The 24,790-nt window shown below is 61.6% G+C and carries 23 protein-coding genes and 1 tRNA gene; 8 read left to right on the top strand and 16 right to left on the bottom strand.

All coding sequences use genetic code 11. The features are described from left to right. Position 1 precedes the first annotated feature (1 nt). Genes GJ695_RS30160 through GJ695_RS16355 form a run of 3 tightly spaced genes read left to right on the top strand, consistent with a single transcriptional unit; the run spans position 2 to position 1,370 of the window. Positions 2-556: a hypothetical protein gene (locus tag GJ695_RS30160; protein ID WP_229260544.1), complete on the top strand. Its 555-nt coding sequence runs from the start codon at positions 2-4 to the stop codon at positions 554-556. Between the two features lie 27 nt (positions 557-583). Beyond that, on the top strand, positions 584-1,087 hold the full coding sequence (locus GJ695_RS30155) for a DUF6708 domain-containing protein (RefSeq protein ID WP_229260545.1): 504 nt from the start codon (positions 584-586) through the stop codon (positions 1,085-1,087). Positions 1,088-1,112: 25 nt separating this feature from the next. Continuing rightward, entirely contained in the window at positions 1,113-1,370 is a 258-nt protein-coding gene (locus GJ695_RS16355; protein WP_154366505.1) for a PAAR domain-containing protein, read from the top strand. Between the two features lie 25 nt (positions 1,371-1,395). On the opposite strand, the gene GJ695_RS16350 is transcribed toward GJ695_RS16355, so the two are convergent. From GJ695_RS16350 to GJ695_RS16335, 4 genes are read right to left on the bottom strand one after another with little or no spacing between them, the layout of a single operon-like run. Next, the gene (locus GJ695_RS16350; RefSeq protein ID WP_154366503.1) at positions 1,396-3,750 is read right to left on the bottom strand and encodes a beta-galactosidase; all 2,355 of its coding nucleotides are present in this window, start codon (positions 3,748-3,750) and stop codon (positions 1,396-1,398) included. Further along, positions 3,750-5,015, bottom strand: a complete 1,266-nt coding sequence (locus GJ695_RS16345; RefSeq protein WP_154366501.1) for a DUF2264 domain-containing protein — start codon at positions 5,013-5,015, stop codon at positions 3,750-3,752. The genes GJ695_RS16350 and GJ695_RS16345 overlap by 1 nt, the downstream gene beginning before the upstream one ends. 13 nt (positions 5,016-5,028) lie before the next feature. After that, a complete protein-coding gene (locus tag GJ695_RS16340; RefSeq protein ID WP_208023428.1) occupies positions 5,029-6,168 on the bottom strand; it encodes a glycoside hydrolase family 88/105 protein in 1,140 nt (379 codons plus the stop codon). Between the two features lie 3 nt (positions 6,169-6,171). Further along, entirely contained in the window at positions 6,172-9,045 is a 2,874-nt protein-coding gene (locus GJ695_RS16335) for a TonB-dependent receptor (protein ID WP_154366500.1), read from the bottom strand. 463 nt (positions 9,046-9,508) lie between these two features. Here GJ695_RS16335 and GJ695_RS16330 point away from each other — a divergent pair, with 463 nt between their 5' ends. Beyond that, positions 9,509-10,186 carry a penicillin-insensitive murein endopeptidase gene (locus tag GJ695_RS16330; protein WP_154366498.1) on the top strand — a complete coding sequence of 226 codons (678 nt, stop codon included), beginning with the start codon at positions 9,509-9,511 and terminating at the stop codon, positions 10,184-10,186. A gap of 54 nt (positions 10,187-10,240) precedes the next feature. On the opposite strand, the gene GJ695_RS16325 is transcribed toward GJ695_RS16330, so the two are convergent. The 6 genes from GJ695_RS16325 to GJ695_RS16300 form a co-directional block, all read right to left on the bottom strand. Next, positions 10,241-10,924 carry a hypothetical protein gene (locus tag GJ695_RS16325; protein ID WP_154366496.1) on the bottom strand — a complete coding sequence of 228 codons (684 nt, stop codon included), beginning with the start codon at positions 10,922-10,924 and terminating at the stop codon, positions 10,241-10,243. Beyond that, positions 10,921-11,973, bottom strand: a complete 1,053-nt coding sequence (locus GJ695_RS16320) for a DUF2515 family protein (protein WP_154366494.1) — start codon at positions 11,971-11,973, stop codon at positions 10,921-10,923. The genes GJ695_RS16325 and GJ695_RS16320 overlap by 4 nt, the downstream gene beginning before the upstream one ends. A gap of 13 nt (positions 11,974-11,986) precedes the next feature. After that, the gene (locus tag GJ695_RS16315) at positions 11,987-12,535 is read right to left on the bottom strand and encodes a PAAR domain-containing protein (RefSeq protein ID WP_154366492.1); all 549 of its coding nucleotides are present in this window, start codon (positions 12,533-12,535) and stop codon (positions 11,987-11,989) included. Between the two features lie 100 nt (positions 12,536-12,635). Then, the gene (locus GJ695_RS16310; protein ID WP_154366490.1) at positions 12,636-13,262 is read right to left on the bottom strand and encodes a hypothetical protein; all 627 of its coding nucleotides are present in this window, start codon (positions 13,260-13,262) and stop codon (positions 12,636-12,638) included. After that, positions 13,259-14,308: a DUF2515 family protein gene (locus tag GJ695_RS16305; RefSeq protein WP_154366488.1), complete on the bottom strand. Its 1,050-nt coding sequence runs from the start codon at positions 14,306-14,308 to the stop codon at positions 13,259-13,261. Before GJ695_RS16305 ends, GJ695_RS16310 begins: the two co-directional genes overlap by 4 nt. Before the next feature lie 182 nt (positions 14,309-14,490). Continuing rightward, a tRNA-Met gene (locus GJ695_RS16300) sits at positions 14,491-14,567 on the bottom strand. 157 nt (positions 14,568-14,724) lie between these two features. On the opposite strand from GJ695_RS16300, the gene GJ695_RS16295 reads away from it, so the two are divergent. Then, on the top strand, positions 14,725-15,129 hold the full coding sequence (locus GJ695_RS16295) for a VOC family protein (RefSeq protein ID WP_154366486.1): 405 nt from the start codon (positions 14,725-14,727) through the stop codon (positions 15,127-15,129). On the opposite strand, the gene miaA is transcribed toward GJ695_RS16295, so the two are convergent. The 3 genes from miaA to GJ695_RS16280 are packed head-to-tail and all read right to left on the bottom strand — an operon-like array spanning position 15,126 to position 19,032. After that, positions 15,126-16,073, bottom strand: a complete 948-nt coding sequence (gene miaA, locus GJ695_RS16290) for a tRNA (adenosine(37)-N6)-dimethylallyltransferase MiaA (RefSeq protein WP_154366484.1) — start codon at positions 16,071-16,073, stop codon at positions 15,126-15,128. The two genes, GJ695_RS16295 and miaA, sit on opposite strands and share 4 nt — an antisense overlap. A gap of 1 nt (position 16,074) precedes the next feature. Continuing rightward, positions 16,075-18,048 carry a DNA mismatch repair endonuclease MutL gene (gene mutL, locus GJ695_RS16285; protein WP_154366482.1) on the bottom strand — a complete coding sequence of 658 codons (1,974 nt, stop codon included), beginning with the start codon at positions 18,046-18,048 and terminating at the stop codon, positions 16,075-16,077. Between the two features lie 57 nt (positions 18,049-18,105). Beyond that, on the bottom strand, positions 18,106-19,032 hold the full coding sequence (locus GJ695_RS16280; protein WP_154366480.1) for a peptidylprolyl isomerase: 927 nt from the start codon (positions 19,030-19,032) through the stop codon (positions 18,106-18,108). A gap of 137 nt (positions 19,033-19,169) precedes the next feature. Between GJ695_RS16280 and GJ695_RS16275 the strand changes: the two genes are divergently transcribed. Beyond that, positions 19,170-19,814 carry a VTT domain-containing protein gene (locus GJ695_RS16275; RefSeq protein ID WP_154366478.1) on the top strand — a complete coding sequence of 215 codons (645 nt, stop codon included), beginning with the start codon at positions 19,170-19,172 and terminating at the stop codon, positions 19,812-19,814. A gap of 116 nt (positions 19,815-19,930) precedes the next feature. Then, positions 19,931-20,956, top strand: a complete 1,026-nt coding sequence (locus GJ695_RS16270) for a carbonic anhydrase (RefSeq protein ID WP_154366476.1) — start codon at positions 19,931-19,933, stop codon at positions 20,954-20,956. Here the strand turns inward: GJ695_RS16270 and GJ695_RS16265 are convergent. From GJ695_RS16265 to tsaE, 3 genes are read right to left on the bottom strand one after another with little or no spacing between them, the layout of a single operon-like run. Continuing rightward, positions 20,953-21,792, bottom strand: coding sequence for a D-hexose-6-phosphate mutarotase (locus GJ695_RS16265; protein ID WP_154366474.1), 840 nt, complete (start codon positions 21,790-21,792; stop codon positions 20,953-20,955). The two genes, GJ695_RS16270 and GJ695_RS16265, sit on opposite strands and share 4 nt — an antisense overlap. Before the next feature lie 12 nt (positions 21,793-21,804). Further along, positions 21,805-23,172 (bottom strand): N-acetylmuramoyl-L-alanine amidase, encoded by a 1,368-nt coding sequence (locus GJ695_RS16260; RefSeq protein WP_154366472.1) that lies wholly within the window; start codon positions 23,170-23,172, stop codon positions 21,805-21,807. After that, the gene (gene tsaE, locus GJ695_RS16255) at positions 23,136-23,621 is read right to left on the bottom strand and encodes a tRNA (adenosine(37)-N6)-threonylcarbamoyltransferase complex ATPase subunit type 1 TsaE (RefSeq protein WP_154358270.1); all 486 of its coding nucleotides are present in this window, start codon (positions 23,619-23,621) and stop codon (positions 23,136-23,138) included. The genes GJ695_RS16260 and tsaE overlap by 37 nt, the downstream gene beginning before the upstream one ends. A 63-nt stretch (positions 23,622-23,684) precedes the next feature. Between tsaE and queG the strand changes: the two genes are divergently transcribed. Beyond that, positions 23,685-24,785: a tRNA epoxyqueuosine(34) reductase QueG gene (queG, locus tag GJ695_RS16250; protein ID WP_154366470.1), complete on the top strand. Its 1,101-nt coding sequence runs from the start codon at positions 23,685-23,687 to the stop codon at positions 24,783-24,785. Positions 24,786-24,790: the final 5 nt, after the last annotated feature.

Here is a 24,790-nt window from a genome sequence, read left to right as displayed (position 1 = left end):
AATGGACGAGCGGGTTTTTAAGATCAAAATAGGCCGGCCGATTCCTGATTGGGATGCCAAACACCGCCTGCCAATTACGGGATGTGTTGCCCCTGAATACAAGGATAGCGCCACTGTACATAGGATTAATTCTGTTTTTATGGACGTCAGCGAACAGCCGCAGATGATGAGGCAATGGCTTGCAGGAGGTACTTTTACTGCGGCTTTTTTTTCAGTGGTATTTTTGATTTTTGCCATTTTTTTTCTCTATGACTCTTGCTCAGGGGACTGGGAATTTATGCTTGCACTTGGTATCTTCCAATTTGGTGCTGCTGCCATCGGATTTGGCTACGTATGCGTCAAATTCGGTCGAGATGAAGTCTTCTCCTTGACCCGGCGGCCAATTCGGTTCCATCGAATTGAACAGAAAATTTTCGCCATTCGGCGACGACGATTCTTTGCAGCGTATAAACTTGGCGACCTCACAGTGGAGGTACCGTGGACCGACGATACTGTATTTTGTGTTCATCGTGGCAGGCAGAATACTGACCATTCGGATAGCTATCACATTCGCTAATATCAGCTTGATTCAAATGGCAAGGTATTGGGCGGCTTCGCCATTGGCAGGGAGTGGGACGGGCTTGACGGCATGAATGATTTGCTCTGCCAATGGAACTACTGGTGCTGGTATATGAATCACGGCCCTGCTGAACTGCCCAAGCCCTTGCTTTTTCTGACTGAGCGCGAAAATCTCTTTGAGTCATTTCTGTATTGTATGTACGAGGTGGGGTTTGGGCTGAGTGCATCTTTGCGAATAGCCTTCATGCCTTTCTTTATTTGGCTTACTTTTCTGCGTGTGTCGTCGCTTGCGACCTGCCGGGCGCCGATCTGGCCACCGGAAATAAAAGCGCTTTGCCATGTGCCCGCTGATGATCCATATCAGCAACCGGTTGGCGATATGCCCGTCGGGTGGGCCGCTACGTCACAGGCGCACAAAACGCAAACGTATCCCTCGGACCCACGCAGCAAGACGCCGAACTGGTATGGCGAGGAAGATAGCTTCAAGAACGCCGAGCTTTGGCGAGCAGAAGTCGCTCCTGGTAACTAATTGAGAAGCGCGACGGAGGGACCACATGAAAAACAGTCAGGGGAAGGGCGTCATTCGTCTAGGTGACTCAACGTCGCACGGAGGTAAAGTGGTCTCTGCGGCCAATGATTTCAAAGCGCTGGGAAAGCCCATCGCTGTGGATGGCGATATGACCGTCTGTCCGCAATGTAAAGGCAACTTCCCGATACAGGTGGCGGCCAGCGATCGACATCATCACGGCAAGGCTGTTGCTTACGACGGCGACAAGGCTGCGTGCGGAGCCAAGTTGATCTCCTCAATCTGAGCGCAGCCTTGTCGCTAGTCCGCTTTCAGTTTTCCTTTACCAGGTGATCGCCGACGTAGGCGCGGTAGTGCTTGATGCGGCCGGTGACTCCTTCCGGGCCTTGGCGTGGGGTGTAGCGCAGGCCGGCCACGGTGGCTTCGGCGCCTAGATCGATGATGAGGCGATGCGGGTGCTTGCTGCCTGGCGCCGTCGCGGCCTTGCCGCTGTAGGCGGTGTGCCAGTGGTCGGTGGCCTGGCCGTTGATGGCGTTGAGGGCGCCCCCGTCTTCCTTGGTGGCTTCCTCGCTGCTGGCGTAGGCGATGGTCCAGTTGGACTGGTTGAGCGGCTTGCCGTCCACGCCCAGCAGCGACAGTTCGGCCACGGCGGCGTACTGCTTGCCGTCCCAGGCATCCAGCGATTCTAGGCAGAACTGGCGGCACCTGGCCGGATGTGCGAAGGTCACGTCCTGCACGGCGCCGCCGCGCGCGAACTCGCCTTCGTGCACCGGCTTGATGGCGTCCAGTGCCGGTTTGACCTTGCTTGGCGGACGCGCCAGATCCAGTTCCGGATGTAGCTGGTCGAGGATAGGCGCGGTCAGGCCGGCGATACGGGCGCTGCGCGGGCCGGTCAGGTCCAGCACCACCACTTCGTTCTGTCCGCGCTTGATCCATGGGCCGGGCAGGTACATGGTCTGCGTCGGGCCGATGCTCCAGTAGCGTCCCAGGCAGCGCCCGTTAACCCAGACGATGCCCTGGCCCCAGCCTGACATGTCGAGGAAGGTGTCGTCGGCTTGTGTCACGTCGAAGCTGCCGCGCCAGAAGGCGGCGCCTTGCGCGCGGCCGGTCTTCCACGTCAGCGGCGGCAGCACGCCGTCGGCGTCGAAGTCGATGGCGCGGATGTCCCAGTTTTCCACCGGCTGGCCGTTGAGCGTGACCGGTCCATGCAGGCCTTTGCGGTCGTGGATCTCTACGCCGAAGTTGACGCGAGCGATGGTGTACAGCAGTATCTCCAGCGTCGCCGGTTTGCTGCGCGCCGGCAGGTCGATGCTGAAGCGGCGGTAGCGCGTGTCCATGGTGCCGACCTGTTTACCGTCGATGCTGACCCAGGCCAGGTCGCGCACCTTGGCTGCTTCCAGCGTGCCGGCCGGGCCGGCAGGCAGCGTCACGCGGTAGGAGACCAGTCCCCGGCTGATGTCGTACTGTTCGATCGGTTGCGGCGACGCCACGCGCATGCCGTTCGCGGGCAGCGCGCTGGCCACGGTGCAGGACTGTTTCAGCGCAAACGGCTTGATGGCGATGACGGAATTTTTCGGCGGTGGCGGCGGCAGCGTTTCGCCGGCCGGCAGAAAAGGCTTGATGCCGTCGCGGTAGGCCTGGAATTTTTCGCCGGTCCATCCGGCTTCGCTGATCGGCGCGTCGTAATCGTAGCTGCTGGTGTCGGGACGGAAGGGACGGTCGCAGCCGCCCCACAGGCCGAAGCTGGTGCCGCCGTGCGCCATGTACAGGCTGAACGAGCCGTTGGCCTTCAACATGGCCTGGATGTCGGCCACGGCGCCGTTGGCGGAGCCGCGCCGGTGCGGCGCGCCCCAGGTGTCGAACCAGCCGGAATAGTATTCGCCGCACATGCGCGGGCCTTTCTGCACCTGGTCCAGCACCTTGAAGCCGGCCGCCGGATCGCTGCCGAAATTGACCACGTTGAACAAGCCGTCGATATGCGACTTGACCACCGCGTTGGTCGGATTGCACTGGAATAGCGGCACGTCGAAGCCCGCGTCCTGCAGCATGCTTTTCATCTCGCGCATATAGGCCAGGTCTTCGCCGAAGAAGCCGTACTCGTTCTCCACCTGCACCATCAGTATCGGACCGCCGTGTGTGATCTGCTGCGGACCGAGCACGCGGCCGACTTCCTTCATGTAGCGGCGCGCCGGCTGCACGAAGTTGGCGTCGCGCGTGCGCAGGAAGGCGTCGCCCGGTTTCTTCAGCAGCCACCATGGCAGGCCGCCCATTTCCCACTCGGCGCACGCGTAGGGACCGGGACGCAGGATGACCCACAGGCCTTCCTGCTGGGCGAGCTTGCAGAACTCGGCGGCGTCGCGCTGTCCCGCCCAGTCGTAGCGGCCTTCGCGCCATTCGTGGTAGTTCCAGAACAGGTAGGCGCATACGGTATTCAAGCCCATGGCCTTGATGGCTTTCAGGCGGTGCTGCCAGTATTCGCGCGGCACGCGGGCGAAGTGCATTTCGCCGCAGCGGATTTGCAGGCGCTGGCCATCGAGCATGAAGTCGGTGTCGCTGATGGTGAAGCGGGCGGCGGCCTGGGTGGACAGCGGCAGCATCAGACTGCCCATGGCAGCGGCGCTGGCGCCGCGCAGCACGTTGCGGCGGGAAGTGGATTTGATCGTCATTAGTAGTTCACTGGGTAGTCTTTAGGGAAGCGGGCGCCCGCAAAGGCTTTCTTCTGCGTCCAGTCCTGCGCTGGCGCGGTCCAGTAGCTGTCGGTGGGCGACAGGCCCAGTGGCAGCAGGCTGGCGGAGGCGATGTACATGCTGCCGTTGTTGGAGTACCAGTCGCCCAGCTCCGGCTGATGGCCGACGAAGCCGATGGTCAGGTAGCCTTCCTTGTTGAAGTTGGATGGCGCTGACCACACGGCCTTGTGCACCGCTTGCAGCGCGGCGCGGATCTGGCCTTCGGGCAGGCTTTGCGGTAGCTGCTTGCGCAGCGCCAGCAGGGCCAATGGCTGGAAGGCGGCGGTGCGGTAGGTCAGCGAGCGGCCGATGGGCGGGAAACTGCCATCGGTGGAGATGAAGCGTTCCAGGTGTTCGCTGTAGCGCTGCATGCGCTTGATCGCCTGCGCACGCAGCTCTTCCGGTTTGCCGTTCCAGAAGGCGCCTTTTTTCTCATCGAGCACGTCGAGGATTTCGACCAGCATCGGGTGCATGACGAAGGCGTTGTAGTAGTCGAAGTGGAAGGCGTCACCGTCCTTGATCCAGCCGTCGCCGACATACCATTCATTGATTTTGCGGATGGCGACGTTCATGCGCAACGGGTCGAATTCCTCGCCGATGGACATCAGCCAGGCTTCGTTCATGGCGGCGAACAGCATCCAGTTGATATAGGGCGGTTCGATGCGGCGCAGGGCTTTGATTTCGGCGACGATGCGCTGCTTGGTTCTGGCATCCAGCGGTTCCCACAGCGCTTTCGGCGCGCGGATCAGGGCATTGGTGAAGTAGGCGGAATCGACCAGCGTCTGGCCGGGGCCTTTCCATAGCAGGTAGTCCGCGGTCGCTGGATCGACCGAATTGGTGTAGCTTTGCAGGGCCAGTTGTTGCAGGCGTTTGCGCGTGCGGCCTTCGGGCGTACCGTCGTCGGCCAGGGCCAGCCAGGGAGCGATGCCGGCGATCAGGCGGCCGAAGCATTCCAGGTAGGCGACGCCTTTGTCGCGGCCATCCCAGGTGGGACTGACTTCAAGGGCGAAGTTTTTCTTCAGCGTGCCGGCGGCCATGTTGGTCAGCACCGGTTCGGACATTTTCTGCGCCAGCGCGGCGAGTTGTGCGCGGGCTGCGCCGCCGCTGGTGTCGATGGCGCTGGCTGTCGCCGCCGCGCCGGGGGCAGCAGCCATGCCGCCGCCCGCAGCTGCGGCCAGGGTCTGGATAAAGTGTCGTCGTTCCATTCAGTCTCCGTTGTTATTGACGCAGCAGGCGTACCAGCTCCGAGGACGCCAGCAGGTAGGCGCCGACGCCGAACGCCGTGGTCGAATTCTGGTCCACCACCTGGCCGGGAATGGCGCGATCGCCAATCGGCTGCACATAGCCGATCTTGCCGTCCGCCTGCAACGCGGTCTTGCTCAGGTAGCGCCAGCCCTTGCGCACCACCGGCAGATATGCGTCGCGCTCCAGCAGGCCGTTATTGATGCCCCACAGGTAGCCGTAGACGAAGAAGGCGGTGCCGCTGGTTTCCGGCCCTGGCGCGTGTTGCGGATCGAGCAGGCTGCGGGTCCAGTAGCCGTCGTCGGTCTGCGCCTTCTTCAACGCCTGCGCCATGCCCTGAAACTTGGCGATGAATTCGGCACGGTGCGGATCGTCCTTCGGCAGATCCTTGAGCACCTTGGCCAGCCCGGCGAACACCCAGCCGTCGCCGCGTGACCAGAAGTCCTTCTTGCCGTTCACGCTTTGATGCTTGGGATAGACGTAGCGTGCGTCGCGGTAGTACAGCTGCGCATCGCTGTCGTACATGATGCTGTTCGAGTACTGGAAGTATTCATACAGCTTGTCGAGGTACTGGCGATTGCCGGTGATCGCATACAGCTTGGTCATCACCGGCATCACCATGTACAAGCCGTCCGACCACCACCAGTAATCCTGGTTGGGCGTGCTCATTTCGTACTCCATCACCTCGCGGGCGCGGGCGATCTTCTTCGGATCGGGATCGAGCTGGTACAGGTCCGCATAGGTCTGGAAGCAGATCTGCCAGTCGCCGAACAGCACATGGTCGTCGGTCTCGCCGTACTGGTACTTCCAGGTGGCCTTGTTGGTGGACTTGGCGCCTTGCCAGTTGTTGTGCGCGGCCCAGTCCTCCGAATACTTGCGCCACGCGGGATTGCCGGTGATCTGGTAAGCCTCGATATTCCCGGTGTGGTAGGCGGCGATGTCCCAGAACGCCCACTTCTGCGGCGCTTCCCGCTGCTGCCAGTAGCCATTGACCTTGTTGATAATACCGATCACCTCCTGCTCGGAAGTGTCGACCGCCGGCGGCGCCGAAGCGCAGCCGGCCAATACGGTCACGCTGGCCGCCAGCATGCCGGCGGCGTAGAGTCGTTTCATCATGGTTTAGAGTTTTCCCCGGATGCCGATTTTGATCGTGCGGCCATCATACTTGGCATAGTCCATCCGGGTCTTTTTGCCGCTGCCGTATTGGCCGCTCGCGTCCTCGAAGTAATCATACGCCAGCGTGTTGCTCAGGTTGAGCGCGTCGACGCGGAACTCCAGGTTCTCGTTGATCTTGTAGCTGATGTTCGCATCGAGGTAGCCTCGGCCTGCGCGCCAGCGGATCAAATCATCGCCCAGGTTGCGCGGGCTGTCTGGATGCAGCGACTTGTCCTTGTAGTTGTAGGACATGCGCGCCGCCCACGGTCCCTGCTCGTAATACACCGTGGCGCTGTAGGCGTACTTCGGCACCGAGTTGACGTCGATGACCTTGCCCGCGTTGGTAATCCACGGCACGCTGTTGAAGGGATTGATGTGGGTGTAGCTGGCCAGCGCGCCCATGCCGTTGAATGGCGCCGGCAGGAAGCTGAACGCCTGCTGGTAAGCCAGCTCGTAGCCTTTCAGCGTTTGCTCGCCGGCGTTGGTGTAGGTGCGCAGCGTCATCGCCAGGTTAGGATCGACGTGGCCGTTCGCGTCCTGGAACAATGGGCCGAGCGCCGTATCCGGCAGGCCGAGGGAGGAGAACGGCACCACGGTGGTGTTGGCGACGGTGGCATCGGTCAGCTTCTTCTGGAACAGCGCGGCCGACAGCAGGCTGCCCGGCTTGAAGTACCATTCCAGGCTGGTGTCCAGGTTCTTCGACTGCTGCGGACGCAGGCTGGGATTGCCCGACGTGGCCGAGTTGTCGAACTGGTTCGGGATGACCGTCTGCGCCGCGATGATGGACAGCGAGGCGCGGGTGATGGTCTTGCCCCAGGAGGCGCGCCACATCAGCGTATCGGTCAGGTCCAGCGCGCTGCTCAGGGCCGGCAGCACATTGCTGTACGAGCCTTGCTCATGGTTCGGCGAGTAGACCAGGCCTGCACCTTTCTGTTTGAAGTTGTCGATGCTGGTTTCGGTTTTGGAGAAGCGCACGCCGGCGTTGATGCGTAGCTCGTGGCCGCCGATATCGCCCTTGAAGTCGGACTGCGCGAAGGCGGTCTTCACATCTTCTTCCGCCGCGAAGCTTTGCGATGGCGTGAAGGTGGACTCCGGATTGTAGGTATTCGGATCGAACTGCGAGTAGAAGTAGCTGCTGTTCCAGGTCGCCCAGCTGTGCGGCCAGCCGGCGCCGAAGTCCAGGTGATCGATCGGCAGTTGCGACGTCATCGCGCTGCGCAGGCCGGCCGCGCCGATGCTGTTCAGGTGCGCGGTGGCCAGCGCGGTGCCGTTACGCTTGTTGACGCCCTTGATGGTGGCGACGTAAGTCAGGCCGGTTTTCAGGTGGCCGGTCCAGCCGCCGGGCAGATCGTAGTCGTAATCGGCGGCGACGCGCGCCTGCTTGCCCTTGTCGGTTTCCTTGGTCCAGCCGGTGCCGATGGTGAAGCCGCTCCAGCTGTTCGGGTCCGTGTAGCTGGTCGGCGAGGAGATCGACGGGTAGACGTGATCGCTCCCGTAGTCGATGGTCGAGGTGGCGCCGTAGATGTAGCCGGACAGCTGGCCGGTGGCGCTGGTGGCGGTGCTCTGATTCAGGCTGGCTTGCCCGCTCAGGGTCAGCTTGGGACTGGCCTTCCAGCTGGCGTTTAATGCGCCGTAGCCGAATTTGGTGTCGTCCTTGGTGTAGGCGGCGCCGGCGTTGTAGGTGGTGTTGCCGAAGGTGCCGGTCAGCAGATTGGTGGATGGGTCGATGCTGACATTCAGCGGTATCAGGCCGTTGTTGCCGGAGGCGCCGACCGGCGCGTTGCGGTTGGTGGTGGCGGTGCTGCGCACCAGGATGCCGAACAGCTGCTCCGCGCGCGTGTTCTCCAGCTTGGAGTACATGGTGTCGAAGCTGACGTTGAGCGTCGGCGTTTTCCACTGCACCGACGAGACCAGGCCGTCGCGCGTGCGCTCGTTCTGCGAACCGTAGAAGCGGTAGATGCGCGGCAGGAAGGCTTTCGCCACTTGATCCCGCGTGTAGTTGCCCAGATTGGCCAGGGGGCTGTCGAAGTCCAGCGCCAGGGCGAAGTTGCCCTTGACCGGATTCTGGCTGCCGTTGAAGGAGCTGTTGTAGCCGCCGGTGGCCTCGAAGCCGGAGCGCGTGTTGATGCTGCCCGAGTGCGAGGCGCCAATCAGGAAGCCAAGGTTGTCCCAGGTGTTCGAGTACAGCACGAAGCCGTTCGGATCGTTGTGCTTGGAACTGGTGTTGTAGGTATCGGTCAGGCCATAGCGGATGGTGCGCTTCGGATTGTCGAAGGGACGCGGCGTTTGCAGGTCCACCACGCCGCCAAGGCCGCCCTCGGTCAGTTCGGCCAGCGGCGACTTGTAGAAATCGACGCGGCCAAACAGTTCGGACGCGAACACGTCGTAGTTGAAGCCGCGCGCCGCCGTGCCGATGGTGGCGGTGGAGGTGGTGTTGACCGGCGCGCCGTTCAGCGTGGTGACCGAGTATTCGGTGGGCAGGCCGCGGATCGAGATGCGCTGGCCTTCGCCGGACGATTCGTCGCGGTTCAGAATCACGCCCGGCACGCGCTGCAGGGATTCGGCGACGTTCGCCTCCGGGAATTTGCCGATGTCTTCGGCGACGATGGAATCGCGCACGCCGATCGCCTGCTGTTTCAGGTTAAGCGCTTTCTGAAGGCTGGAGCGGAAACCGGTGACCACCACGGTGGTGCCGGGATCGTCGGTTGGCGACGGCAGCGGTGGCTCGGCGGCTGGTGCGGTTGCGGGAGGTGTCGGGGCCTGCTGGGCGAGTGCAGCAGGGGCATACATGGCCGCCAAGGCAAGCGGAACCACGGTCTCCATTATTTTCTTTTTCATGTTTTTCCTCAGTGGTTAGTTCTGGGAGGGCGCAGGTTGTCTGATGACCTGTCACAGTCAAGACTAGCCATTTCGACAAGCCGAGGCAACACGGCTCGGAAAACGTTTTATTGCGCTGCGGCAGAGGCTTTACCTTGGTGTGGACAGGAGGATTTCGCTCTGAAAGCGAGCGATTTTGTCCATGTGATGAAATTGAAAACGGCGGGGCAGGCGAGGTTTTGGACGGTCAGGTATGCCGACATCGTATAGGCGAACGCAAATTTTCTATACGACGCTGTGGGGAAAAACCGACGAGCCAATTTACGGCAATGGTGGCGGTTTCCAGTTCGTAGGGAACGCGGATGTTGGGGCCTTTGAAATCTTTCTTGTTGCGCGTCACGACGACCATTGTCCTGCCCCTGCGGGCGATCAGTTTGATGTGGTGCAGTTGTGGTAAAACTGGGGCCGCATGAAAGGATGAGATATGCGTCGCCTACTAATCTGCATTGCGCTTGCCGCCTCGCCAGGCATCGGGATGGCCAGCACCTGTTACGGTACGGTCGCCCATGGACGTCTGGAGGAGGGCGTACAGTTGCCAAAGGATGGCGTCAATTTCGCAGCCTACAGCAGCCTGGGCGTGCAGCTTGGCCGAACCTATGTACACAGCGCGGTGCGCGAGGTGGTGGTCGACGCGTATCGCGCGCTTGAGCAATCAATGCCCAAAACCACCTTCGTCTACGGCGAAACCGGCTTTGCCGAGGGCGGACAGATGCGCCCGCACAAAACCCATCAGGCCGGCTTGTCGGTGGACTTGATGGTGCCGGTGTTAAACGCCGCCGGCGCATCAGTGCCGCTGCCGGGGAATGCCGCCAACAAGTTCGGTTACGGAATTGAGTTCGACAACGCCGGAAAGTTCAAGGATCTGCGGATCGACTACGAGGCCATGGCCGAACATCTGTACCAATTGTCCCGCGCTGCCGAATCGCACAAGCTGGGGATCACGCGCGTGATCTTCGATCCGTTGCTGACGCCGCAATTGTTCTCCACCAACCGTGGCGCATACCTGAATCAGCACCTGCATTTCATGAAGGAGCGGTCGTGGATACGGCACGATGAACACTATCACGTGGACTTCGCCACTCCTTGCCGTCCGCTGCGCTAACTACTTATTCGCTCATTGGTGGCATCGGTGCCGGAGCACGCGGCGGTATCTTGTTCATCTCTGCGATCTTGCTGCTGTCGATGGTGTTGGAGCTGCGGACCCCGGCTGCGGTTTCTCGTTGCCGATATCGGCATAGAAATCTCGACCAATGCTTATATCGACCAGATAGCGATCCAGTCCTATTCGGCTATGACATCGATCGGCGCAGTGCAGGCCGAAAAACATGGCGTACTTTCGAGGCACTCTGAGGACGATCGTATGACCATGTTCCCGCAGCAAAGCATGCAAGGCTTCCCGGCCTGAAGCGCTTACGTCTATCCAATTTTGATTCTCGTCGGGCAGCCAGCCTCCGGTCTGAAATTGTCGTTGCAAGGATTCGACAAGATCGAGTGTATCGCTGAACGAAAGTTTTTTTAGCATCGGTGAGGTATCGATGGTGCTCACCCGATAGTCGCTGTAGCTGATGCCTGCAAATGTCGTCGGCGGCAGTATGAAGCCATGTTGCGGATCGTTGAAGCGGATAACAACAGCCGGCTCGGTAATCCACGTTGCTCCACTGCCGTCCGTGCTCGCATCCGGGACGTTCGATGCGGCCATGACAGGAAAGGTCGAGTCTCTCACTACTTCATGGAATGACTGCTGTATATGAAGCGATACCGAAGTTTGATCAGGATAAGAGAAAAATAGCCAAGCGATATAAACGATGGTTGTGATCGCCATGAAACGTAATTTCTTCACCACCGGCCTCCGGCTTGCGCGATCTCGTTTATAGAGGCCTCGACATCCTTTCGCGTGTTCCGATTTAATAGATTATCGAAGTGCGCAGCCGCCATGTAAACGAAAGCCATCCGCTGAGACTCTTCATACAGTTTTGCATTCTTATTTTTTGAAAATATTACGGTAAGTGGCCCGGAGGTTCTTTTACATTCTGCTGATAGCGTAAGAGAGATTTCTGCGGCGACACCCGTGGGGAAATTTATGGCCCAGGAAAATTGGTTGGCGTCTAGCGCTCGTCGCATGATGATGTCGTTGTATATCGCCGCTTGCAGTACATTGATTTGCTCATGGTGGGCTAATCGCTCAACGCTTTTGGCCGTCTGGCCATTCTCGATCATCTCGAAAGCCTCAAGGATGTCATTGGAGGATTTTCCAAACGCGAGTTTGGTTTGATCGATTGGCCAGATCACGTCTTTGAAGATAAGCTCACGTTCCTTTAGGCAGGCCTGTAAAGCTTTTAGTCCGCGCAGCATGTAGAAACGGTGCAGCGGGTAGATGTCGAGGAACAACGTGGTGTTGCCGAGGGCGAGTTGTTGGTACATATAGGCCGAGCTGGCGCCGATGGCTGCCGGGATGGTGTTCATCGCTGCGATGTCGGCGCTGCCGGTGATGTCGGGACGGTAGGCGTTGGCCGCCATTTCTTCTTGTGACTTGTTGATGTTGTCTGCCGCATGCAGCAGGCCGCAGCCGACTTGTTTGGAGGCGAACGCCGCCAAGCCGGCCCATTGAAAGCGCTTGTCGGCCAGCCACAGCTGCGCATAGGCTTGATTGATACGGCGATTGCGCGCGACGGGATCGGCGATCAGCTTGCCGCCGGGAGCGATCCAGGCTTCGGCTTCTTTCTGGACGCGCAGCCAGATGCTGGCGCAGCTGAGGATCGGCACGTCGATGGCCTTGCAGGTTTTGCCATCCACCGTGGCGTCGTGTACGTTGCACTCCGGCACTGGCGTGGTGTTGCGGCCGAACGGCGTGGTGTCGTGAGGGTGTTTGGTGAAGACATCAGCCGGCATGGAAGTCTCCTTGCTAGTCGAGAAGATGCCAGGCGGTCAGTTGCGCGCGCTCGGCTGCGTTGATGGGCTGGGTGTAGCCGCCGCTGTCGGTAACGCCTTCGATGGTTTTGCCTGCCAGCTCCAATCGGTAGCGCCGGGAGGCGAGTGGTGCTTGCGTGAGGGCGTCCAGGAAGCGCAGCGTGATCTGGTCGTCCTGGTCGCCAAGGGCAGCGACTTGTGCTTCCTCGCGCGCAGTCGCGGCGGCTTGCGTGGCTGCGGCAGGGGCGGGCGCGCTGCCGCCCACTTCCTGATATTTCCGCTGCTGGCTGGCGATCAGCTTGGGCGGTGGCGTGCACTTGCAGACGCACAGGTCATCCTGCAGCGCCACCTGCGTGCCGTTCCAGCTTTCCGAGATGCGCGGCCCGAAGATTTTGATCTTGCCCGGCGATTTGCAGGCAGGGCAGAAGATGGCGTCGCCCTCCAGCGCGACCAGCACGCCGTCGATGCTGCAACAACTGCTGGCGCTGATGACTTTGCCGCCGGCACTGGTGCTGGCGCCGAGGGTGATGTGGTAGCGTTGCATGGGCTTTCCGTCAACGAACAGAAAGTCTCCAATGTAGCGAGCGCTCCGTTAACAGGCTTTGTCGGCGCACAAGAAAAGCAAAAATCTATGGGGGGCTGCGTTAGTCACCTCCCTTATCTTCGCCAGCGCCAATATCGATCAGATATCGATCCAGTCCTATGGTGCTATCGCATTGTGCCGCACAGTAGAAACGGAAAATCATCTCGTATTTGTGCGGGATAACCAGAAACGTGGTTTTCATGTAGCCATGGCCTGGGTCGCGCACGTGGCTACGTAGCGTCTGTTGGCCTGTGGGGGATAAATCAAACCAATGGGTGCCATTTGTCGGACGCCACTCTCCCGCTTTGAATTGACTTTGTAAATTGATTAGCTCATCCATCGCTTGATCGAAGGGCATTTTGTAGAGCATGGGAGTGGTCGATATCGTCATGACTTTATTTTTGATATAGCCAATGGTGGCAAATCTGGTTGGCGGCAACGTGAATCCATGAGCGGGGTCGTTGAAGATCACAATCACGGAGGGACGAGTTACCCATGTCGTGCCAAAGCCATCACCATCTTTGTCAGGGACGTCTGAGAATACCCGAACAGGAAAGGAAGACGATTGCGCGACTTCTTCGAATGTCTGACCCACACGTAGCGAAAGAACCATCGGAGCTGGTTCATGGAAGAGATAGCAGATTAGCCCTGCGCATGCCGAGAGTGCGAGTGCACGGGGCATTCTCATTTGATTCCGCCATTTGCGGCAATTTCCGCAATCGATGCTTCGACATTGGGTTTGCTACTACCACTCAATAGGTTGTCGAACCGAGTCGCGGCCTGATAGACAAAGGCCATACGTTGATCTTTGTCGTAAAGTTTTGCAGTTCTATTTTTTGAGAACCATATATTGCGAGAACTGGACTGGGACTTGCACTCGGCGGATAGCGTGAGTTCAATTTCTGCCGCGACACCAGTTGGAAAATCGGTTGCCCAGGATAGTTGATTTGCATCCAGCGCCAATCGCATCGCCGTAGTGTCGTAGATCGCAGGTTGAAGGATGTTGATTTGCTCATGGTAGGCGAGAACCTTCACACTTTGAGTCACTTCATTGTTCTCGATCATTTTGAATGCTTTTAGAATTTCATCGAACGATTTGCCAAACGGGATTCTTGTCTTTTCAGCGGGCCAAATAATCATTTGGCTGATTTCTGCACGTTGAGGAAGACAGCTGTGCAGATGCTTGTATCCGCGTAGCATGAAGAAACGATGAAGAGGATAAATATCGAGGAAGAGCGTCGTATTGCCCAGTGCAAGTTGCTGATACATGTAGGCCGAACTCCCTGCTATACCGGATGGCATCGCACTGGCTGCCGCGCTGTCGGCGTTGCCCATCACACCGATGCGACTAGCCGTGGCGATTTCTTCCTGCGACTTTTGGATGTTATCGGCAGCGTGCAGGAGGCCGCAGCCGACTTGTTTCGAGGCGAAGGCTGCCAGCCCTGTCCATTGAAAACGCCTGTCGGCCAACCATAATTGTGCGTAAGCCTGGTTAATGCGGCGGTTGCGAGCAACAGGATCGGCTATCAACTTGCCGCCAGGAGCGATCCAGGCTTCGGCTTCTTTCTGCACCCGCAACCAGATGCTGGAACAACTAAGGATCGGCACATCGATGGCCTTGCAGGCTTTGCTGCCCACGGTGGCGCTGTGGATATCGCATTCGGACACTGGTGTGGTATTGCGGCCGAGCGGCGTGTTGTCCAGGGGGTGTTTGGTGAAGACATCGTCCGGCATGGAGGCCTCCCTTGCTAGTCGAGAAGATGCCGGGAGCCGTCCAGGAAATGTTGCATGATGCGTTGATGGCGCCGAGGCAGAAAGTCTCCAATGTAGCGACCGCCTCGGCTGCAGGCCTTGTGACGGCACAAGAAAAACAAAAAAGCCGTAATTCACAAGGTGAATTACGGCTTTAGGAATCTTGGTGGTGATAGGTGGACTTGAACCACCGACCCCAGCATTATGAATGCTGTGCTCTAACCAACTGAGCTATATCACCTGCAACGCCCAGCATCATAGGGGATGGCACCATGACTGTCAAGACTGACCCAAAAATTTTTTGAAAAAAGTGCCGAATAACGCGTGGCGGTCGTCAAAACATTGGCATATTGGTATTCTGTGTCCTCGCCAGTGATTATTTTTATAACGGGGGCAATATGGCAACCAATATCTTTATCAATCTGCCGGTGCGCGACTTGCAGAAGTCGATCAAGTTCTTTGCGCACCTGGGCTACAGTTTCAATCAGCATTACACCGACGAGTCCGCCACGTGCATGATCGTGGACGAGAATATCTTCGTCATGCTGCTCACCGAAACGCGGTTCAAGGAGTTTACGCCGAAACCGGTCAGCGACGCGCACACGTCGACCGAGGTGCTGCTGTGCCTGCAGGTGGAATCGCGCGAGGCGGTGACGGCGCTGGTCAACAAGGCCATCGAGGCTGGCGGCAGCGCCTACAAGGAGCCGCAGGACCATGGCTTCATGTACGGCCATGGCTACCAGGATCTGGATGGCCACCTGTGGGAAGTGGTGTATATGAGCGGCGAGCCGCCGAAGGCTTAACCCAGCCGTTCGGCGATCTGCGCCAGCATGGCGTTGGCGGGATCGGGCGCCAGGCAGTCCAGCACCACGCGTTCCGGCATCGAGCGCAGCCAGGTCAGCTGGCGCTTGGCCAGTTGGCGCGTGGCGATGATGCCGGTTTCGCGCATGGTGGCGTAGTCGATGGTGCCGTCGAGGTACTCCCACGCCTGGCGGTAGCCCACGCAGCGGATCGACGGCAGGCCCGGATGCAGGTCGCCGCGCCGGCGCAGCGCCTCCACTTCGGTGATCAGATTACCGTGCGGCGTTTCTTCCAGCATGATGTCGAAGCGGCGTGCGATGCGCTTGTGCAGCACGGCGCGGTCGGACGGCTCCAGCGCAAACGACAGCAGCTCAAACGGCAGTTCGGTTTTCTCGCGCAGCGCCAGCAGCTCGGACATCGGCTTGCCGCTCAACGCGTGAATCTCCAGCGCACGCTGGATGCGCTGCGAGTCGGCCGGCGCCAGGCGCGCGGCGGTTTCCGGATCGATGGCGGCCAGGCGGGCGTGCATGGCGGGCCAGCCGAGGCGGGCCGCTTCCTCATCCAGCGCGGCGCGCACGGCGGGATCGGCGCCGGGCAGATCATCCAGGCCATCGGCCAGGCCTTTGAAGTACAGCATGGTGCCGCCGACCAGCAGTGGCAGCTTGCCGCGCGCGCTGATGTCTTCCACCAGCCGCAGCGTGTCCTTGCGAAACTGCGCCACCGAATACGCATCGAGCGGATCGATGATGTCGATCAGGTGATGCGGTACGGCGGCCAGTTCTTCGCGCGTTGGCTTGGCGGTGCCGATGTCCATGCCGCGGTACACCAGCGCCGAATCGACGGAGATGATTTCGGACGGGATGCGTCCGGCGATGGTCAGGGCGGAGGCGGTCTTGCCCGACGCCGTCGGCCCCATGATGGCGACGGCCAGTGGTTTGGTGCTCATGTTATTGACCGCGCAGGAACAGCTTGTCGAGCGCGCCGATTTCCACCTGCACCCAGGTCGGGCGGCCGTGGTTGCACTGGTCGGCGCGTTCGGTGATTTCCATCTGGCGCAGCAGGGAGTTCATCTCCTGTACCGACAGGATGCGGTTGGCGCGCACCGCCGTATGGCAGGCGAGGGTGCCGAGCAGTTCGTTCTGGCGCTCGATCAGCACGCGCGAGCCGCCGAATTCACGCACGTCGCGCAGCACGTCGCGCACCAGCGTCTGGGCGTCGGCGTTCTTCAGCAGCACCGGCACCGAGCGCACCGCCAGTGTGGTCGGCGACAGCACGGCGATGTCGAAGCCCAGTGTCTGCAAGGTGTCCTGGTGTTCTTCGGCGGTGCCCACTTCCACCGCGTCGGCGTAGAAGGTGATCGGGATCAGCAGCGGCTGCACCTGCATTTCTTCGCCGGCCACGCGGCTGTCCAAGGCGGTCTTCAGCTGTTCGTACAGGATGCGCTCGTGCGCGGCGTGCATGTCGACCAGCACCAGACCCTTGGCGTTCTGCGCCAGGATGTAGATGCCGTGCAGCTGCGCCAGCGCGAAGCCGAGCGGGAATTCTTCCTGCGCCATGGCGGCGGCGGAGACGGTGAAGGAGCTGGCTTGCGGCAGCGTCATGTCGTATTCGCTGCGTGCGCCGGCAGGGCGGTCGCTGTCACGGAACATAGCGCCGTATTTTTCGGTGCTCTGGGCGACGCCGCCGTCGGCGCCGAAGCGCGGGCCGGCGTAGCTGCTGCCAAAGCTGCCCTGCGTGCTGGCGGCAGCGGCGCCTGAACCGCTGCCGCCGCTGCCGAATGGCGACGGCGAGAAGGTCGGCGCATAGTCCGGCGCCAGCAAGGGGCCGAACGAGGTTTGTTCGCCGCGCCACATCGGCGTGGTGCTCAGACTGTCCGCCGCCGGCAGCGGTGACGGCACGCTGCCGTGCGCGGTGGCCGAGGTCTGCGCCAGCGCGCGCTGCACCGCGTGGAACACGCACTGGTGTACGGCGCGGCTGTCGCGGAAGCGCACTTCAATTTTCGATGGGTGAACGTTGACGTCCACCAGCGCCGGGTCCATCTCCAGCGACAGCACATACGACGGGAAACGGTCGCCGTGCAGCACGTCCTGGTAGGCGGCCTTCACCGCGTGAACCAGCACCTTGTCGCGCACGAAGCGGCCGTTCACGTAGAAGAACTGGCCGTCGGCGCGCGCCTTGGAAGCGGTCGGCAGGCCGACGTAGCCGTGCAGGCGCAATGGCCCCATGGTTTCATCGACCGCCAGGCGCGCTTCGGCGAAGTTGTCGCCCAGGATGTGGGCGCTGCGCTTGGCCATCTCGCTGACGTTCCAGTGGTCGATGGTTCGGCCGTTGTGGCTCAGCGAGAACGACACGTCCGGCCGCGCCAGCGCGATGCGGCGCACGACTTCGGCGCAGTGGCCAAACTCGGTTTGCTCGGACTTGAGGAATTTGCGGCGCGCCGGCGTGTTGAAGTACAGATCCTGCACGTCGACGGTGGTGCCCACCGCGCCGGACGACGGTGCCGGCGTGGCGTTGTGCGAGCCGACGATCTCCCACGCGTGCGCCGCGTCGGCGGTGCGCGAGGTGATGGTGACGGCGGCCACCGAGGCGATCGACGCCAACGCTTCGCCACGGAAGCCGAGCGTGCCGACGTTTTCCAGGTCGTGCAGGGAAGATATCTTGGACGTGGCGTGGCGCGCCAGTGCGAGCGGCATTTGCTCGGGCGGGATGCCGCGGCCATTGTCGGTGATGCAGATGCGTTTGACGCCGCCTTCTTCCAGCCGCACGGCGATCTGCGTGCCGCCGGCGTCCAGCGCGTTTTCCAGTAGTTCCTTGACCACGGCGGATGGTCGTTCCACCACCTCGCCGGCGGCGATCTGGGAAATCAGCTGGTCAGGCAGGGCCTGGATGGGGCGTGGGGGGCGAAGGTCTGGGGCGTTCATCCCTGCGATTATAACGTGTGCGGCACCGGCGAACCCCGCAAACCGTAACGCCCGGGGTTACTGTTTTGGCCGTTCGCGTACCGGAATCATGGCGTTGCATACTTCCAGATAGTTGGCCGCGTATTTATTCCACGGGCCGCCACGGTTGCGCTGCGCTTCCAGCACCTGCTCGTAGATCGGCGCTTCGCTGCGCATCACTTCAAAGTGGCTGCGCTCCGCTTCCGGCACCTCGGCTTCCAGGCGCACCGAGACGATCGGCATGCGCGCCTCGTTCGGGCCGTAGAAGCCCAGCGCCTCGCTGCCGCGCGGCAGGGTGGTCAGCAGCGGCATGCCAGAGATCACGCGGCCCAGCAGCGTGATGTTGCGGTCCAGATGGCGCGGCGCGTGGCCGGTGATGGCGTACAGCTCGGAACCGCTGCCGCTGTCGGTGTCATTGTCGCGACCGACGCCGACCATGCCGTAGCAATGCAGCAGCCAGGTGCTTTTGGCCTTCGGATCGCGGCCGACCGGGAAGCCGTTGGAGTGGCCGATCTGCGGCGCGTAGCCGTCGGCGTCCTTCTGCTGCACGAAGTGCTTGTCGTTCGACATCGGCACCGTGAATTCGCCCGGCACCTTGGCCTTGGCCGATCCCAGCGACTTCGGCTTGGTCTCGGCGTTCGGGTCGCCCCATTGCGCCACGTAGTTGTCCTGCGAGCGGATGATGGCCAGGCCATCAAAATAATGTTCTTTCACCATGGTCTTGATGTTGGCGGTGCCCAGCGGCGCGAAGTCCGGCGCCAGCTCGATCACCACGCGGCCGGTCGGCAGGTCCATGTACAAGGTGTTGGCCGGGTCGGTGGGACGCCAGTCGGACGGTTTGGAGGTCTTGATGATGTCGCTGGCGCTCGGGCGCACCGGCAGGTCGGCGGCGTGCGCGCTGACGGCGCCGAGGCCCAGCGCCAGGGCCGGCAGGGATAAAACACGGAAAATGTGTAACAAAGCCATCCAAATCTCCTTGGTTGAGCGAACCCGCTTGCTGCGGGACCTAGCTGGATTGTAAACTGGATATCAATCGCTCGGAAACCGATGCCGCTAGGGCTTAGGGTGGTGTATGATTCCGGCGCTCACTTTACGGGAAGAATATGGATTTTATGCAATTTTTCGGCATGATCCTCCATGTCGACAAGACATTGGAAGTGCTGATCCAACAATACGGAACACTGATCTACGTGGTTCTGTTCGCCATCATCTTCGCCGAAACCGGTCTGGTGGTCCTGTTCTTCTTCCCTGGTGACACGTTGCTGTTCATCGCCGGCGCGCTGTGCGCGGTGGGTGAAATGAATCTGCCGCTGCTGCTGGTCCTGCTGACCACGGCTGCGATCACGGGCAACACCGTCAATTACTGGATCGGCGAAAAGGTCGGGCAGCGGGTGTTTACCCACGATTACCGCTGGCTCAACAAGGAAGCGCTGACCCGCACCCACGAATTCTTCGAAAAACACGGCGGCAAGACCATCGTGCTGGCGCGTTTCGTACCGGTGGTGCGTACCTTTGCGCCGTTCGTGGCCGGCGTATCGGACATGACCTTCGCCCGCTTCCAGCTGTATAACTTCACCGGCGCCATCCTGTGGGTGGCGTTGCTGACCACCGCCGGCTACTTCTTCGGCAATATCCCGATCGTGCGCGAGCACCTGACCGAGATCGTGCTGTTCGGCGTGGCCGTGGCCGTGGTGCCGATGGCGCTGGGCGGTTTGTGGAAACTGACACGCCGCATGCAAAGCCGCTGAAACCCGCATGAATGCATGCTGCGCGTCCGCCGCAGCATGCCGTTTTACCGCTTTCCCTCAAGTTTTGCCCAAATGCATCCGTAAACCAGAATGTAATTGTTCATTCTGGATACCCAATGCGCACCCTCCTGACCCTATTGGCCTGCTGCTACGTTGTTACCGCAGCAGCCAATAACGAAAAAGACCCGCTGATTTCGCCATCGACGAAATCGGCGCTGGTGGGTGCTGCCGGCGTCACGTCCACCGGTTCGTCCGCCTCCGCTTCGTCTTCGGCCCCGAGCGCGCCGCCGCGCAAGCTGACCGAGCGCGAGAAGGAAGCGCAGGCCGAGGCCGACCTGTCGGCCCGCATCCAGGAGCGGCTGGCCATCATGCGCGCCAACCAGGCGGCGCGCGTGGCGGCGGCGGCCAAGGCCAAGAAGCAGGCGGCCGCCAAGGAAGCCGCCATCGCGACGATCCCCAAGGTGTACAGCAATGTGTGGTCGTATGAGGGCGAGACCGGCCCGGCCAACTGGGGCAAGATCAATCCCGCCTGGGCCAAGTGCGGCACCGGCAACCGCCAGTCGCCGATCGACATCCGCGACGGCATGAAGGTCGATCTGGAGCAGATCACCTTCGACTACCATCCGTCGTCGTTCAATGTGACCGACAACGGCCACACGGTGCAGGTGATGGTCGGCAGCGGCAATTTCCTCACGGTGGGCAACCGCACCTATGAGCTGATCCAGTTCCACTTCCATCGTCCGTCGGAAGAGCGCATCAACGGCAAGGGTTACGAGATGGTGGTGCACCTGGTGCACAAGGATGGCGAAGGCCGCATCGCCATGCTGGCGCTGCTGCTGGAGCGCGGCAAGCCGCAGCCGGTGATCCAGACCGTGTGGAACAATCTGCCGCTGGAGAAGCTCGATACCGCGGCGCCGGTGGAGCCGCTCGATCCGCTGGACCTGATTCCGGCGCGCCGCGACTACTTCACCTTCATGGGGTCGATGACCACGCCGCCTTGCAACGAAGGCGTGCTGTGGCTGGTGATGAAGGAGCCGGTGCAGGCGTCGCCGGCGCAGATGGCGCTGTTCAGCCGCCTCTATCCATTGAATGCGCGGCCGACCCAGCCTAGCGCGGGCCGCATCATCAAGGAATCGAATTAAGCGTTGATGGTGTGCTTGCCGGTCCAGGTGGCGCCGGCTTCCAGCGGCTGCTGGTAGATGCGCGCCGGCTCGATGCAGACGAAGCGCAGGTATTCATCCTGACCCAGGTCGGTCAGGGCCGCCGCGTCTTCCGCACCCGGATTCCACACCACCCATTGTTCAAAGCCCTGCTGCTCCAGGCGCAGCGTGGAGGCGGCCGTGTTCAGCGTCACGCCGGGCGTGGACTGGTACATGCGGTCGTGCTTCTCGGTGAAGTGCAGCGCCGGCGTGTCCTGCTCCAGCGTCTGGTTGTGATGGTCCAGGAACTGCACGTGCTGCAGGCCGCTGATGCTGGTCGCGTCCAGATGGCCGACGTCGTAGTAGGTATGCAGCGCCACGCCGAACGGGAAGGCCTGCTGGCCGGGGTTGTGCACCGTGTAGGCCATCTCCAGCGCGTCGCCATGCAGCGTGAAGCGCAGCTTGAGGTCGAACGCGTGCGGCCACGCCTGCGCATGCTCGGGCGACAGGTCTTCCGGCGCCAGGCTGAATTCCAGGAAGGAGCGGCCGCCATCGCCGCCGCTGTCGCTCAAGCGCCAGGTGCTGACGCGCGCGAAGCCGTGGCGCAGGCCGGGGCCGCGCACATTAAACTGCGGGAAGATGACCGGCACGCCGCCGCGGATCGCCTTGCTGCCGTCCAGCGGCGTCTTCGAGCTGACGAACAAGCGCTCCTTGCCGTCGGCGGTTTTCCACGACAGCAGGTGCGCGCCGAACAGCGACACGGTTGCCTGCGCGCCGTCGGCGGCGGTAATGTGGACGGCCGGCAGATCGCCGTACCTGGTCATCGTAACTACAGCCATGTGTCTCTCTTCTTAAGTTAAGCGGTTCTTGGCCAGCGGCGGATTCTTGGCGAAATAGCGGCGGATGCCGGTGACGATGGCGTCGGCCAGCTTGTTCTGGTAGGCGTCGTCGAGCAGCTTGGCTTCTTCTTCCGGATTGGAGATGAAGGCCGTCTCGATCAGGATCGACGGAATGTCCGGCGCCTTCAGCACCGCGAAGCCGGCCTGTTCGACCGAGCCTTTGTGCAGGCGGTTGATGCCGCCGATTTCGCCCAGCACCGAGCGGCCCAGCTTCATGCTGTCGTTGATCTGCGCCGTGGTGGATAGGTCGAACAGCACGCTGGCCAGTTGCTTGTCGTGGCTCTTGACGTTGACGCCGCCGATGGTGTCGGCCGAATTTTCCTTGTCCGCCAGCCAGCGCGCGGCCGATGACGTGGCGCCTTTTTCCGACAGCACGAACACCGACGAGCCGCGCGCGGTGGGCTGCACGAAGGCGTCGGCGTGGATCGACACGAACAAATCGGCCTGCACCTTGCGCGCCTTGTCGACGCGGGTGCCGAGCGGGACGAAGTAGTCGCCGTCGCGGGTCAGCATCACGCGGATGTTGGCTTGTTCTTCCAGCTTGCCCTTGAGGCGCTTGGCGATGGCCAGCACGATGTCCTTTTCGTGGCTGCCGTTCTTGCCGGAGGCGCCGGGATCTTCGCCGCCATGGCCGGGGTCCAGCGCGATGGTGATCATGCGCACGATCTTGCCCGGCTGGTCGGCCCTGGTCTTGGACTGCGCCTGGGCGTCGGCGGTTTTCAGCTCGGTTTTCAGTTCTTCGCGCGGTTCGGCCTTCAGGTCGGGCTTGAGCTGTTCCAGCTGTTCCTTCGGCGTGGCTGGCGCCACGTTGGCGACTTTCTCGTCGCCGGACCAGTCGCCTTTTTCGATCATGGCGGCGATCGGATCGACCGCCTTGACCGGGTACAGGTCGAAGATCAGGCGGTGCTTGTAATTGCCGGCCGGCGGCAGCGTGAACACCTGCGGCTTGACCTCTTCCTTCAGGTCGAACACCAGCCGCACAACGTTGGGCCTATTCTGGCCGACGCGCACCTGCTTGATGTACGGGTCGTTGGACTGGATCTTGGCGACCAGGCTTTTCAGCGTCGGGTTCAGCTCCAGGCCTTCGATGTCGACCACCATGCGCTCCGGGTCCTTGACGATGAAGTGCGTGGCTTTGAGGTCGGTGTCGTTTTCCAGCGTGACGCGGGTGTAGTCGTCGGCCGGCCAGACGCGCACGGCGAGGATTTGCGCGGCATTGGCGCGCAGCGGCACCGTCACGGACAGCAGCAGGGTGGCGCCGGCCTTCAGGACGGTGCGGCGGCTCACATGTTGGGAGCGAATTTGAGGCGTTGAAGGCATGAGTTACCCAAGGCGGTAGACGCCTGCAATTCTACATCACGGCCATGGCCGGACACAGTCAAAAACACATTCAGGTCCGGCGGCGGCAGCACGCCTTCGGCTTTTTCCGGCCACTCGACGATGCAGACGTTGTCGCCGTTGAAGTCTTCGCGGAAGCCGGCGTCGAGGAATTCCTCCGGGCTGCCCATGCGGTACAGGTCGAAGTGGATCACGCTGACGGCGCGGCCGTCGAGCTGGATGCTGTACGGTTCGGACAGCGTGTAGGTCGGACTCTTGACGGTGCCGACGTGGCCCGCCGCGTGCAGCAGCGCGCGGGTGAGGGCGGTTTTGCCGGCGCCCAGGTCGCCGTGCAGGTGGATCGCCAGGCCGGGCGCCAGGGCGCGCGCCAGCGCCGCACCCAGGGCGGCGGTGCCTTCTTCGTCGTGGAGGTGGGCTGTGAAGTGCTGCATCAATTAGAATGTCATGTTGGTTTGACCGCCATTGTAACCGCCTACGCCAGTGCAAACTCCAAGATGTCCCTGTCCGAAACCAATTTAGCCGAACTTGCCGTCAGCATCAAGCGCTGGGGCACGGAGCTGGGCTTCGCCGAAATCCGCATCACCGACGTTGATCTCAGTCACGCCGAGGCGGGCCTGCAGGCGTGGCTGGACGCCGGCATGCACGGCGAAATGGACTACATGGCGGCCCACGGCATGAAGCGCGCGCGGCCCGCCGAGCTGGTGCCGGGCACCATCCGCGTGGTCAGCGCCCGCATGAACTATCTGCCGAGGAACACGGAAACCAGCGGCGAGCACGATTGGCGTGCGCGCGAGGCGGCGCGGCTGGCCGATCCCGGCGCGGCCGTCATTTCGGTCTATGCGCGGGGACGCGACTACCACAAGGTGCTGCGTGCGCGCCTGCAGCAGCTGGCCGACAAGGTGAAGGCGGAGATTGGCGACTTCGGCTACCGCGTGTTTACCGACTCGGCGCCGGTGATGGAGCTGCCGCTGGCCGAGAAGGCCGGCCTGGGCTGGCGCGGCAAGCACACCTTGCTGCTGTCGCGCACGGCCGGCTCGATGTTCTTCATGGGCGAATTCCTGGTCGACCTGCCGCTGCCCATCGACGAGCCGACCGGCGCGCACTGCGGCCAGTGTTCGGCGTGCATCACGGCCTGTCCGACGCAGGCCATCCTCGGGCCGGGCAAGCTCGATGCGCGGCGCTGCATCTCCTACCTGACCATCGAATTGAAGAACGCGATTCCGCTGGAGCTGCGGCCGCTGATCGGCAACCGCATCTACGGCTGCGACGACTGCCAGACCGCCTGCCCCTGGAACAAGTTCGCGCAGCGCGCGGTGCTGCCGGATTTCGACGAGCGCCATGGCCTGGGCAGCGCCTCGATGATCGAACTGTTCGCGTGGAGCGAGGACGACTTCAACCGCAAGATGGAGGGCAGCCCGATCCGCCGCATCGGCCACGAGCGATGGCTGCGCAATATCGCGGTGGGGCTGGGGAACGCGGCGGCGGCCGGCGCCAAGGGCGATGCCGCCATCGTGGCGGCGCTATCGGCGCGGCGCGACGATCCGTCGGCGCTGGTGCGCGAGCACGTCGAATGGGCACTGGCCTGCCATGCCTGAACGTC

Origin of the sequence: Duganella alba (assembly GCF_009674495.1) — a bacterium.
Lineage (GTDB): Bacteria > Pseudomonadota > Gammaproteobacteria > Burkholderiales > Burkholderiaceae_D > Rugamonas > Rugamonas alba.
Note: the sequence above shows the minus strand (reverse complement) of the source record. Positions and strands in the feature narration are given on the sequence as shown.